General features: G+C 70.6%; 8 protein-coding genes. 6 read left to right on the top strand and 2 right to left on the bottom strand.

The window, feature by feature from the left end; all coding sequences use genetic code 11:
- Positions 1-26 precede the first annotated feature (26 nt).
- Positions 27-2,054: a hypothetical protein gene (locus ABD973_RS23175; protein WP_345501884.1), complete on the bottom strand. Its 2,028-nt coding sequence runs from the start codon at positions 2,052-2,054 to the stop codon at positions 27-29.
- A 356-nt stretch (positions 2,055-2,410) separates the two neighbouring features.
- On the opposite strand from ABD973_RS23175, the gene ABD973_RS23170 reads away from it, so the two are divergent.
- The 6 genes from ABD973_RS23170 (at position 2,411) to ABD973_RS23145 (ending at position 11,928) form a co-directional block, all read left to right on the top strand.
- Positions 2,411-3,940: a leucyl aminopeptidase gene (locus ABD973_RS23170; RefSeq protein WP_125595534.1), complete on the top strand. Its 1,530-nt coding sequence runs from the start codon at positions 2,411-2,413 to the stop codon at positions 3,938-3,940.
- 340 nt (positions 3,941-4,280) lie between these two features.
- Entirely contained in the window at positions 4,281-5,669 is a 1,389-nt protein-coding gene (lpdA, locus tag ABD973_RS23165; RefSeq protein ID WP_125595533.1) for a dihydrolipoyl dehydrogenase, read from the top strand.
- A gap of 53 nt (positions 5,670-5,722) precedes the next feature.
- The gene (gene sucB, locus ABD973_RS23160; RefSeq protein ID WP_125820914.1) at positions 5,723-7,492 is read left to right on the top strand and encodes a 2-oxoglutarate dehydrogenase, E2 component, dihydrolipoamide succinyltransferase; all 1,770 of its coding nucleotides are present in this window, start codon (positions 5,723-5,725) and stop codon (positions 7,490-7,492) included.
- Between the two features lie 209 nt (positions 7,493-7,701).
- Positions 7,702-8,328 carry a GntR family transcriptional regulator gene (locus ABD973_RS23155; RefSeq protein ID WP_125595539.1) on the top strand — a complete coding sequence of 209 codons (627 nt, stop codon included), beginning with the start codon at positions 7,702-7,704 and terminating at the stop codon, positions 8,326-8,328.
- Positions 8,329-8,609: 281 nt separating this feature from the next.
- Positions 8,610-11,291, top strand: a complete 2,682-nt coding sequence (gene aceE / locus ABD973_RS23150; RefSeq protein ID WP_125820915.1) for a pyruvate dehydrogenase (acetyl-transferring), homodimeric type — start codon at positions 8,610-8,612, stop codon at positions 11,289-11,291.
- 115 nt (positions 11,292-11,406) lie between these two features.
- Positions 11,407-11,928 (top strand): DUF4240 domain-containing protein, encoded by a 522-nt coding sequence (locus ABD973_RS23145; protein WP_206436636.1) that lies wholly within the window; start codon positions 11,407-11,409, stop codon positions 11,926-11,928.
- Here ABD973_RS23145 and ABD973_RS23140 read toward each other — a convergent pair.
- Positions 11,925-12,695, bottom strand: coding sequence for an SDR family NAD(P)-dependent oxidoreductase (locus ABD973_RS23140; RefSeq protein ID WP_125820916.1), 771 nt, complete (start codon positions 12,693-12,695; stop codon positions 11,925-11,927). The two genes, ABD973_RS23145 and ABD973_RS23140, sit on opposite strands and share 4 nt — an antisense overlap.
- Positions 12,696-12,760: the final 65 nt, after the last annotated feature.

Genomic DNA, 12,760 nt, shown 5'->3' with positions numbered 1-12,760 from the left:
CGGGTGGTTCGGGTGTGGTGGGCGGGTCAGAGGAGCTTGAGCGTGACCTGCGACTGGAGTGCTTCGGGGGCCGTCCAGGTGGAGCGGGTGCCGGCGTAGGCGGTGCCGAAGTCGGCGGTGCCGAGGAGCAGCTGCTTCTTGGTGCCGTTCGGGGCGGTGACGGGGGCGGCGACTCCGGAGGGGGCCTTGACGACGACGTCCTTGCCGATCTTGTAGGCGGTCACCTTGCCTTCGGCGACGGCCTTGTTCCAGGCGGCGCGTCGCTGGAGCTCGACGCCGGTGTCCTTCATGCTCTGGTTGACGATCGGCGCGCTGGGCGCGTAGAGCGCGCGGTAGGTGTCGAGGACCTTGTTGAGCACCGGGTAGAGGGTGCGGTCCTCGGCGAGGTTGGACTGGTGGACGTAGTGCGGCCGGGGGTCGTTGGCCAGCACGTGGCGCATGGCGGTGCGCGCCTCGGCGGGGACGATGTGGTCGAGGTAGCCGGTGTTGGTGTCCAGCGGGGCCGGCAGGCAGGTGGAGGTCGCCGGGTTGTCCTCGCAGATGCCGCTGCCGCCGTCGGCGCGGCTGGTGTAGATCCAGTTGTACTCGTCGGCCATCTCCGCGTTGGTGCCCGTGTTGTAGTACACGTTCATCGGGTGGCGGGGGACGGTCAGGGCGGCGCCGACGGCCCGCTGGTCGGGTTCGCGGGAGTTGTCGCTGCCGGCCCACTTGACCCCGTTGTCGGCGAGGGCGCCGGCCAGGTTGGGGTTGTCCTGCGGCTGCTGCGGGAGGGTCTTGAGGCCGGAGTGCTCGCCGGTGACCAGCTCGGAGCGGTCGAGGGTGATGCCCTTGGCCGCGGCCCAGTTGTTGTTGTCGCGGATCTGGGCGGAGATGTCGGCGCGGCTCATCCAGTTGGTGGCGCCCTGGGCGTTCTTGGTGCAGGTCCAGGGGTTGGCGCTGGTGTCCTGGACGCAGCCGAGGAAGGGGTGCGTGTAGGTGTGGTTCATCCAGCGGAACTTGGCGCGGTCGGCGACGAGCTGGGCGGTCATCGCGTCGGTGCCGCCGTTCGCGGTCTTCCACTCCTCGCCGGCGCCCGCGTTGAAGAGCATGTCCAGCTTGAAGTTCTTGGACGTCTGCCACTGCGCCGCGTACTGGGCGTCGGCGGCGGTCATCCGGATGGTGCTCTCCTTGCCCTCGCCGCCGGCGCAGGCGTAGTCGCCGGGGGTGCAGTTGAGCTCCTTGCTCCAGCGGGCGTCGGGGGCGAAGACGTCGTCGACGTGGACGGCGAAGTAGCTGCGCTCCTGGCCGAGGTGGACGCCCTGGGTGAGCCAGTCGACGATGCCGCGGGCCAGCAGGCGGAACTGCTGCTGGTACTGGTTGTAGCCGAAGGTGACGACGAGTTCGCTGCGTCCGTCGTGGGTGTACTCGCCGACGAGGGAGGCGCGGCCGCCGGTGACGGGGGCGTCGAGGTAGCTGGTGTAGCCGGTGCGGGGCTTGGCCATGAAGCCGTAGCTCTCCGGAACCATGGCGGAGTTGTCCTCGAAGGTGACCTGACCGCCGAGGTAGCCGAAGGGGCCCGCCTTGCCGGCGGCGGTGACGGCGGCCTGGGTGCCGTCGAGCTGGCCGCTGTAGCCGCCGTTGTCCGTGTACTCCAGGCCGACCCCCGGGTGGGCCCAGGTGTAGGCGTCGACCTGGCGGATCCCGTACGTCGTCTCGTACGCGGTGAGCGCCGCCATCTCGGCGGAGCCTTCGCCGAAGGGGTTCTCGTTGGGCAGCACGACCCCCTGGTACTTGGCCCGCGGGCGGCCGTCGACGGTGTCGGCGAGGAACGCGGCGTCGATGACGGGGCGGCCGGCACCGGCCAGGTCGACCCTGGTGTAGGGGACGCCGGTGTCCTTGAGCTGCGCGGTGATCGCGCCGACCGAGCTGCCGCCGTCGTCGACGACGAGCACCTTCAGGTCGATGCGCGGTGTCGCCGTGGCCGCCTCGGCGGTCGCGGCGGGTACTGCCACGGACATCAGGGCTGCCGCCGCCATCGACGCGGCGGCCCTGTTCATCCGGTTCTTGTTGACCATTTCGGCCTTCCCCCCGCAGGCATCCCTCGACGACGGCCCATGGCGGACGGCCGGGCCGGGGAGGCACTGTGGAAATCATGCAAAAGGACCCCACGTCCCCTTGCGAGAGTGATGCGAGTCTCTCGGACCCCGTCAGCTCTAAGGGGCAAACCTGGAGCAGAGTCCACAGATGGGTGAACCTGATGGCGCGTTGATCGAACAACTTGACAAACCTTGCAGTGGCGTACGGACGACTACCTGCGCGTAGGCTCGTTTCCGGCGGCCGCCGGGCCCTAATACGATCGCTGCGGAGCGGCCGGTGACCCCGACGCGACCCAAGCGCCCACTAACACAAACGGAAGCGAGACTTCACCACCGTGACTGCTCTGACTCTCAGCACTGCCGGCGCTGCGACGCTGCGCGCCGACGCCCTCGTGGTCGGCGTGGCGAAGGGCCCGAAGGGGCTCGTCGTGGCCGCCGGCGCCGAGGCCGTGGACAAGGCGTTCGACGGAAAGCTCGCCGCCGTGCTCGACTCGCTCGGCGCCACGGGCGCCGAGGGCGAGACCACCAAGCTGCCCGCCCCGGCAGGCCTCAAGGCCCCGGTCGTGCTGGTGGTCGGCCTCGGTGCGGCGCCTGAGCAGGACGAGTCCTTCGACGAGGAGGCCCTGCGCCGCGCCGCCGGCTCCGCCGCCCGCGCCCTGCACGGCTCGAAGAAGGCCGCGTTCGCCCTCCCCCTGGACGACGCCTCCGCGGTCACCGCCGTCGCCGAGGGCGCGCTGCTCGGCGCGTACGCCTTCACCGCGTACCAGGGTGGCGAGAAGAAGGCCGCCAAGAACGGCGGCCCGAAGCAGCCCCTGGCCGAGGTGGCCCTGCTCGGCGCCAAGCCGCGCGACAAGGAGCACAAGGCCGCGGCCGAGCGCGCCGTCGTCGTCGCCACCGAGGTCAACGTCGCCCGCGACCTGATCAACACCCCGCCGAACGACCTCACCCCCGAGGCCTTCGCCGCCGTCGCCTCCGCGACCGCGAAGGAGAACGGCGTCAAGGTCCAGGTCCTGGACGAGAAGGCGCTGGTCAAGGGCGGCTACGGCGGCATCATGGGCGTCGGCAAGGGCTCCGAGAACGCCCCGCGCCTGGTGAAGCTCTCCTACACCCACGCCAAGGCGGAGAAGACCCTCGCCTTCGTCGGCAAGGGCATCACCTACGACTCGGGCGGCATCTCCCTGAAGCCGGCCGGCCACAACGAGACGATGAAGTGCGACATGGCCGGCGCCGCCGCCGTCTTCGCCGCCGTCATCGCCGCCGCCAAGCTGGGCCTCCAGGTCAACGTCACCGGCTGGCTCGCCCTCGCCGAGAACATGCCCTCCGGCTCCGCCACCAAGCCGGGCGACGTGCTGCGCATGTACAGCGGCAAGACCGTCGAGGTCCTGAACACGGACGCCGAGGGCCGCCTGGTCCTGGGCGACGCCCTGACCAAGGCCTCCGAGGACAACCCGGACGCCATCGTCGACGTCGCCACCCTCACGGGTGCCATGGTGCTGGCGCTCGGCGACCGCACCTTCGGGATCATGGCCAACGACGACGCCTTCCGCACCTCGATCCACGAGATCGCGGAAGAGGTCGGCGAGGCCTCCTGGCCGATGCCGCTCCCCGAGGACCTGCGCAAGACCATGGACTCCCCCACCGCCGACATCGCCAACATGGGCGTGCGGATGGGCGGCGGCCTGGTGGCCGGCCTCTTCCTCCAGGAGTTCGTCGGCGAGGGCATCACCTGGGCGCACCTGGACATCGCGGGCCCGGCCTTCCACGAGGGCGCGCCGTACGGCTACACCCCCAAGGGCGGCACCGGCTCCGCCGTGCGCACCCTGGTGCGCCTCGCCGAGCGCACCGCCACGGGCGACCTGGGCTGACGCCCCGGACCCCGTCGCGCGGGCGTCCGCGTACCAGCTCGTGAGACGCCCGCTGTGACACGCACCGCGCCCCGGGACCCCTGTCGAGGTCCCGGGGCGCGTTCGCTCTGGAAGAAACGTCGAGGATCAGTAGGTTTCTACGCACGGGTAACCCGGATCTCGGGCAGAACGACGGTCCACACCCGGGGCCCGGCGTCCCGCGTTCCCCCGACAAATGCGAAGATGGGTTCTCGGCAGGACAGGGCCCCCACCACAGGGCCGAAGAAACAAGCGGCCGATTACCAGCCGCCGCCCGGTCACAGAGGACCGGTGCCCGGCGCACATGCATGGAGGACGTGACGTGGCGAACGACGCCAGCACCGTTTTCGACCTAGTGATCCTCGGCGGTGGCAGTGGCGGTTACGCCGCGGCTCTGCGCGCATCCCAGCTGGGTCTCGACGTTGCGCTGATCGAGAAGAACAAGCTCGGCGGCACCTGCCTGCACAACGGCTGCATCCCCACGAAGGCTCTGCTGCACGCCGGTGAGATCGCCGACCAGGCACGCGAGGCCGGACAGTTCGGTATCAAGGCCTCTTTCGAGGGCGTTGACATCGCCGGTGTGCACAAGTACAAGGACGAGGTCATCTCGGGCCTGTACAAGGGCCTGCAGGGCCTGGTCGCCTCCCGCAAGGTGACCTACATCGAGGGTGAGGGCCGTCTGTCCTCCCCGACCTCCGTCGACGTCAACGGCCAGCGCATCCAGGGCCGCCACGTCCTGCTGGCGACCGGCTCCGTGCCGAAGTCGCTGCCGGGCCTGACCATCGACGGCAACCGGATCATCTCCTCGGACCACGCGCTGGTCCTGGACCGCGTGCCCCAGTCCGCGATCATCCTGGGCGGCGGCGTCATCGGCGTCGAGTTCGCCTCGGCGTGGAAGTCCTTCGGCACCGACGTCACCGTCATCGAGGGCCTCAAGCACCTCGTCCCGGTCGAGGACGAGAACAGCTCCAAGATCCTGGAGCGCGCCTTCCGCAAGCGCGGCATCAAGTTCAACCTGGGCACCTTCTTCCAGTCCGCCGAGTACACCGAGACCGGTGTCAAGGTCACGCTGGCCGACGGCAAGACCTTCGAGGCCGAGGTGCTGCTGGTCGCCATCGGCCGCGGCCCGGTCTCCCAGGGCCTGGGCTACGAGGAGCAGGGCGTCGCGATGGACCGCGGCTACGTCCTGGTCGACGAGTACATGCAGACCAACGTGCCGACCATCTCGGCCGTGGGTGACCTCGTCCCCACCCTGCAGCTCGCGCACGTCGGCTTCGCCGAGGGCATCCTCGTCGCGGAGCGCCTGGCCGGCCTGAAGGCCGTGCCGATCGACTACGACGGTGTCCCGCGCGTCACGTACTGCCACCCCGAGGTCGCCTCGGTCGGCATCACCGAGGCCAAGGCCAAGGAGATCTACGGCGCGGACAAGGTCGTGGCCCTCAAGTACAACCTGGCGGGCAACGGCAAGAGCAAGATCCTGAAGACCGCGGGCGAGATCAAGCTCGTCCAGGTCAAGGACGGTGCCGTGGTCGGCGTCCACATGGTCGGTGACCGGATGGGCGAGCAGGTCGGCGAAGCCCAGCTGATCTACAACTGGGAGGCCCTGCCGGCCGAGGTCGCGCAGCTCATCCACGCGCACCCGACCCAGAACGAGGCCCTCGGCGAGGCCCACCTGGCCCTGGCCGGCAAGCCGCTTCACGCACACGACTAATCGTCACGGGCGCGACGACCACTTCCGCACTTTCGTTAGGAGCAACTGAAACCATGTCGGTTTCCGTAACCCTTCCGGCGCTCGGCGAGAGCGTCACCGAGGGCACTGTCACCCGTTGGCTCAAGGCCGAGGGCGAGCGCGTCGAGGCCGACGAGCCGCTGCTCGAGGTCTCGACCGACAAGGTCGACACCGAGATCCCCTCCCCCGTCTCCGGCATCCTGGCCTCCATCAAGGTCGCCGAGGACGAGACCGTCGAGGTCGGCGCCGAGCTGGCCGTCATCGACGACGGCTCCGGCGCCCCGGCCGCCGCTGCCGCCCCGGCCGCCGCCGAGGCCCCCGCGGCCCCGGCCCCCGCCGAGGCCCCCGCCGCCGAGGCCCCGGCCGCCCCCGCACCGGCCGAGACCCCGGCTCCGGCCGCCGCTCCGGCGGGCGCCGCCTCCGGCACCGACGTCGTGCTGCCCGCGCTGGGCGAGTCGGTCACCGAGGGCACCGTCACCCGCTGGCTGAAGGAGGTCGGCGAGTCCGTCGAGGCCGACGAGCCGCTGCTCGAGGTCTCCACGGACAAGGTCGACACCGAGATCCCCGCGCCGGTCTCCGGCACCCTGCTGGAGATCCTGGTCGCCGAGGACGAGACCGCCGAGGTCGGCGCCCGTCTCGCCGTCATCGGTGTCGCGGGCGCGGCTCCGGCCGCCGCCCCGGCCGCCGCTGCCCCGGCTCCGGCTCCGGCCGCCGCCCCGGCCCCCGCCGCTCCGGCTCCGGCCCCCGTGGCCGCCCCGGCTCCGGCCGCCCCGGCTCCGGCCGCCGCTCCGGCCCCCGTCGCCGCTCCGGCCGCTCCGGCGCCGGTCGCCGCCCCGGCTCCGGTCGCGCCGGCCGCTCCCGCCGCCGTCTCCGGCGACGAGGGCGCGTACGTGACCCCGCTGGTGCGCAAGCTCGCCTCGGAGTCCGGCGTCAACCTGGCGACGGTCACGGGCACCGGTGTCGGTGGCCGCATCCGCAAGCAGGACGTCCTGGCCGCCGCCGAGGCCGCCAAGGCCGCCGCCGCCCCGGCTCCGGCCGCCGCCGCTGCCGCCCCGGCCGCCAAGGCTCCGGCCGCGGTGTCCGAGCTGCGCGGTCAGACGGTCAAGATGACCCGCATGCGCAAGGTCATCGGCGACAACATGATGAAGGCCCTGCACTCGCAGGCGCAGCTCAGCTCCGTGGTCGAGGTGGACATCACCAAGATCATGAAGCTGCGCGAGAAGGCCAAGGCCGGCTTCCTCGCCCGCGAGGGCGTCAAGCTGTCCCCGATGCCGTTCTTCGTCAAGGCCGCTGCCCAGGCGCTGAAGGCCCACGCGGTCGTCAACGCCCGGATCAACGACGACGAGGGCACCATCACCTACTTCGACTCGGAGAACATCGGCATCGCCGTGGACTCCGAGAAGGGCCTGATGACCCCGGTCATCAAGGGTGCCGGTGACCTCAACCTGGCGGGCATCTCCAAGGCGACCGCCGACCTGGCCGCCAAGGTCCGCGGCAACAAGATCACCCCGGACGAGCTGTCCGGCGCGACCTTCACCATCAGCAACACCGGCTCGCGCGGTGCGCTGTTCGACACGGTGATCGTTCCGCCGAACCAGGTCGCGATCCTGGGCATCGGTGCCACGGTCAAGCGTCCCGTGGTCATCGAGACCGAGGAGGGCACCGTCATCGGTGTCCGCGACATGACGTACCTGACCCTGTCCTACGACCACCGCCTGGTGGACGGCGCGGACGCGGCCCGGTACCTCACCGCCGTCAAGGCGATCCTCGAGGCCGGCGAGTTCGAGGTCGAGCTCGGCCTGTAAGGCCCTGCGCACAGCCCCGGCTGTCGCTCGCGGCGCCCCCGTCCGGATTCGTCCGGGCGGGGGCGCCGTCGTTGTGCCCCGTCGCGCCCCGTTGTAACGAGCCTCACCCTGCGTCCCTGACCACGAACGCATCGGAGCAGGCCACGGCGGCCGTATTGTCTACGCATCAGGCCCCGCGTGTCCGCACACACAGGAGTTGAAACCCGATGATCACCCCACCCGTCGTGCACTCGCTGCGCGAGCAGATCCGCGAGCACATCGTGGAGGGGATCGTCAGCGGCCGCTGGAAGCCCGGCGAGCGGATCGTCGAGCGCCGGATCGCCGTGGAGCTGGAGGTCAGCCAGACGCCCGTGCGCGAGGCGCTGCGCGAGCTGGAGACGCTGCGGCTGATCGAGTCGGCGCCGAACAAGGGCGTCCGCGTACGGAACCTCTCGGCGGCCGACCTGGAGGAGATCTACCCGGTCCGGGCCGGCCTGGAGCAGATCGCGGCCGAGCTGGCCGCCCCGAAGCTGGCGGCCGACTGCTCGGCCCTGGAGCCGCACGTGGAGGCCCTGTGGGAGGCCGACCGGATCCAGGACGGCACGGCGCAGGTGCGGCACACGGTGGGCTTCCACCGGGAGATGGTGCGGGCGGCCGGGAACAGCGTGCTGCTGCACACCTGGGAGAGCCTGGGCATCGAGGTCTTCACGGCCCTGTCCATCCGGTGGCTGGGAACCGTCCAGAAGTCCTACGCCGAGGAGCACGAGGCCCTCGTCGCGGCGTTCCGCAGCCAGGACCCCGATATCGGGGTTCTGGTGAAGCGGCACGTCCTGGGCTGCGCCCCGCGTAGCGCCTGACCCCTCCCCCACACCCCTTCTGACCTGCGGGTTTTAGCGATCCTCCAGTGAATTCCAGCTGGGTTGACATGTACTGATGAAACCGGCACCGGGTGCCTGCCTTCATGGCACCGGGTGCCGACTTTCGTCCCGGCGTCGATTATTGGTCACTTTTATTTGATCGATCATCGATCAGGGATTTACAGTCACTGCGGGCCCCAACCGGGTCCATCGACCCTGTCCTGCCCGTCAGGGTTTTCTTCACCACCTCCTCTCCTTTGTCCGGAAGGCGGCGCACACCGATGTCCGACCCCGTAGGAAAGCTTCCGAGCGAGCTCGACCAGCTCCCGGACCGCGACACCGAGGAGACCGCCGAATGGGCGGCCTCCCTCGACGCCGTCGCCAAGGCCGCCGGTACGCGCCGCGCCGAATACCTGCTCCGCCGCACCCTCCAGCACGCCGAGGCCGCCGGCCTCGCCCTGCCGAAGCTGCTGGAGACGGACTACGTCAACACCATCCCCACCGCCGCCGAGCCGGCCTTCCCCGGTGACGAGGAGATGGAAGCCAAGATCACCGCCTGGAACCGCTGGAACGCGGCCGCCATGGTGACCCGCGGCTCCAAGTACGGCGTCGGCGGCCACATCGCCACCTTCGCCTCCGCCGCGTGGCTGTACGAGACCGGCTTCCAGCACTTCTTCCGCGGGAAGGAGGCCGACGGATCCGGCGACCAGCTCTACATCCAGGGCCACGCCTCCCCCGGCATCTACGCCCGCGCCTTCCTCGACGGGCGCATCTCCGAGCAGCAGCTCGACAACTTCCGCCAGGAGTCCGGCGGCAACGGCCTGCCGTCCTACCCGCACCCGCGGCGCCTGCCGTGGCTGTGGGAGTTCCCCACGGTCTCCATGGGCCTCGGCCCGCTCTCCGCGATCTACCAGGCGCGCTTCAACCGCTACCTGGAGAACCGCAAGATCAAGGACACCTCCAACTCGCACGTCTGGGCCTTCCTCGGCGACGGCGAGATGGACGAGCCCGAGTCGACCGCCGCCCTGGCCCTGGCCTCCCGCGAGCAGCTCGACAACCTGACGTTCGTCATCAACTGCAACCTGCAGCGCCTCGACGGCCCGGTCCGCGCGAACTTCCGCGTGGTCCAGGAGCTGGAGGCCCAGTTCCGCGGCGCCGGCTGGAACGTCATCAAGACCCTGTGGGGCACAGCCTGGGACGAGCTGTTCCAGCTCGACACCACGGGCGCCCTGGTACGCCGCCTGCGCGAGGTACCGGACGCGCAGTTCCAGACGTACGCCACCCGCGACGTGGCCTACATCCGCCAGCACTTCTTCGGCGCCAACGCCGAGCTCGCCGCCCTGGGCGCGCTGCTCTCCGACGCGAAGATCGCCGAGTGCTTCCACACCTCCCGCGGCGGCCACGAGCCCCGCAAGGTGTACGCCGCGTACAAGGCCGCCCTGGAGCACAAGGGCGCTCCGACGGTCATCCTCGCGCAGACCGTCAAGGGCTACACGCTGGGCGCCGGGTTCGAGTCGAAGAACGCGAACCACCAGATGAAGAAGCTGACGATCGACGAGTTCAAGGACATGCGCGACCTCCTTGGCCTCCCGATCCCGGACAGCGCCTTCGCCGACGGCAAGGTCCCGTACGGCCACCCGGGCGCGAACAGCCCCGAGGTCCGGTACCTGAACGAGCGCCGCGCGGCCCTCGGCGGCCCCGCCCCGGCCCGCAAGGTCCACCAGGTGGCGCTGCCGGCTCCGGCCGACCGCTCCTTCGCCCCGCTCATCAAGGGTTCCGGCAAGCAGGAGATGGCCACCACCATGGCCTTCGTCCGCCTGGTCAAGGACCTGATGCGGGACAAGGAGACCGGCAAGCGCTGGGTGCCGATCGTCCCCGACGAGGCCCGAACCTTCGGTATGGAGTCGCTCTTCCCGTCGGCCGGCATCTACTCGCCGCTGGGCCAGACGTACGAGCCGGTCGACCGCGACCAGCTGATGTACTACAAGGAAGCCAAGGACGGCCAGATCCTCAACGAGGGGATCACCGAGGCCGGCGCCATGGCCGACTTCATCGCCGCCTGCACGTCGTACGCGACGCACGGCGAGCCGATGATCCCCTTCTACATCTTCTACTCGATGTTCGGCTGGCAGCGCACCGCCGACCAGATGTGGCAGCTCGCCGACCAGCTCGGCAAGGGCTTCATCGTCGGCGCCACCGCCGGCCGCACCACGCTGACCGGTGAGGGCCTCCAGCACGCGGACGGCCACTCGCACCTGATCGCGTCCACGAACCCGGCGTCGCTCAACTACGACCCGGCCTTCGCGTACGAGATCGCGGTGATCGTCAAGGACGGTCTGCGCCGCATGTACGGCGAGCAGCCCGAGGACGTCTTCTACTACCTGACGGTCTACAACGAGCCGAAGGTGCAGCCCGCGATGCCCGAGGGCGTCGAGGAAGGCATCGTCAAGGGCCTGTACCGGTTCAACACGGCCGCCGACCTGGAGGCGGCCCCGGCCGCCGACGCCCCGAAGATCCAGCTCATGGCCTCGGGCACGGCGATCCACTGGGTCCTGGAGGCGCAGCGGCTGCTGGCCGCCGACTGGAACGTGGCCGCCGACGTGTGGTCCGCCACCTCGTGGGGCGAGCTGCGCCGCGACGCGCTGGAGTGCGACGAGGCGCTGCTGCGCGGCGAGGAGCGCACCCCGTACGTGACCCGCGTGCTGGAGGGCGCCCCGGGTCCGGTCCTCGCGGTCTCCGACTGGATGCGCCAGGTCCCGGACCAGATCAGCCAGTGGGTCCCGCAGGACTACACCTCGCTGGGTACGGACGGCTTCGGTCTGTCCGACACCCGTGAGGGCGCCCGCCGCCACTTCGGTGTCGACGCCCAGTCGATCGTGGTGGCCTCGCTGGCCCAGCTCGCCCGCCGCGGCGAGGTGCCGGCGTCCGCCGTCAAGGAGGCCCGGGAGCGCTACGGCCTCTGAGCCGTGTCCCGCTGACGTGCCGAAGGCCGGTGTCGCACCCCCAAGGGGGTGGGACACCGGCCTTTGGCCGTACGAGCGGTGGCGACGCGGGGGTGCAGCCGTGATGCTGGATCCCGTGATGGACGAGACGGAGTTCTGGGAGATCGTCGACCGTACCCGCGAGGCCGCCGAGGGCGACCCCGAGGAGCATGCCGAGCTGCTCGTGGAACGGCTGGCGCAGCTCGACCCCGACTCCGTGCTGGATTTCGCGCGGCACTTCGAGTCCCGGTACAACCGGGCGTACACCTGGGACCTGTGGGGCGCGGCGTGGGTGCTGCTCGACGGGGCGAGCGACGACGCGTTCGACTACTTCCGGTGCTGGCTGATCGGTCAGGGCAGGGAGGTCTTCGAGGGCGCGGTGCACGATCCGGACCGGCTGGCGGAGCTGCTGGGCGACTTCGACGAGGAGATCGACGGGGACGGCGAGGAGCTGGGGTACGCGGCCGACGAGGCCTACGAGCAGCTGACCGGGGTGGTGGCGCCGGACCTGGGGATCCCGTTGCAGGCGGAGGAGCCGGAGGGCACCCCGCTGGACTTCGAGAACGAAGCCGTGCTGGCGGAGCGCTTCCCCCGGCTCTGGGACCGCTTCCGCTCCTAGTAGTGGGTTCCGCCGTCGATGCGGATCTCGGTGCCGGTGATGAAGGCGCCGTCCTCGGAGCCGAGCATCGCGACGACGCCGGCGACGGTCTGCGGGCCGGCGAAGCCCTGGCCGAGGGCGGGGGCGAGCTTGGCGAACAGGCTCCAGTCGGTGTCCTCGGGCAGGCCGGGGCCGGTGCCGGTGGTCATGCCGCTCTCGATGGAGCCGGGGGCGACGCTGACGAAGCGCAGGCCCTGCTTGCTGTACTCGGCGGCCAGTGCGTGGGTCATGGACTGGATGCCGCCCTTGCTGGCCGCGTAGGCGGACATGTAGGGGTGGGCGAAGCTCGCCGAGGTGGAGCTGAAGTTGACGACGACGGGCTGCTCGCCGGCCAGCAGGGCGGGGAGCGACTCGCGGATCATCAGGAAGGTGCCGGTCAGGTTGACCGAGATCACCTGGTTCCACAGGTCGAGCGTGGTCTGGTGGGTGTGCGCGGAGCGCAGGATGCCCGCCGCGTTGACCAGTACGTCGACGCCGGTGAGCGCGTCGACGGCGGCGGCGACGCCCGTCTTGACGGCGGCCTCGTCGGATATGTCCAGGACGGCGGTGGTCAGCCGGCCGGCGGTGCCGTCGCCGGCCGCCCGGTCGGCGGTGGCCTTGAGTCCGGCCTCGTTCACGTCGACGGCGTGGACGCGGCCGCCCTCGGAGAGAATGCGGTGGACGGTGGCCTGGCCGATGCCCGAGCCGCCGCCGGTGATGAGGACGCGACGTCCTTCGTAACGGTTCATGGGGGCGAGCCTACCGAGCGTGTGACACGTTTTGCCAGCCTGGCATGAAATGCATTCTTCAGCCG

This window comes from Streptomyces racemochromogenes, from assembly GCF_039535215.1.
Classification (GTDB): Bacteria; Actinomycetota; Actinomycetes; order Streptomycetales; family Streptomycetaceae; genus Streptomyces; species Streptomyces racemochromogenes.
The sequence above is the reverse complement of the archived record's forward strand: the minus strand, read 5'-3'. Positions and strand labels throughout refer to the sequence as shown.

Bases quoted from the DNA above. Each gene is read 5' to 3' on its own strand.
- ABD973_RS23175 (WP_345501884.1), bottom strand. From the start codon at position 2,054: ATGGTCAACAAGAACCGGATGAACAGGGCCGCCGCGTCGATGGCGGCG.
- ABD973_RS23140 (WP_125820916.1), bottom strand. From the start codon at position 12,695: ATGAACCGTTACGAAGGACGTCGCGTCCTCATCACCGGCGGCGGCTCG.
- aceE (WP_125820915.1), top strand. From the start codon at position 8,610: ATGTCCGACCCCGTAGGAAAGCTTCCGAGCGAGCTCGACCAGCTCCCG.
- sucB (WP_125820914.1), top strand. From the start codon at position 5,723: ATGTCGGTTTCCGTAACCCTTCCGGCGCTCGGCGAGAGCGTCACCGAG.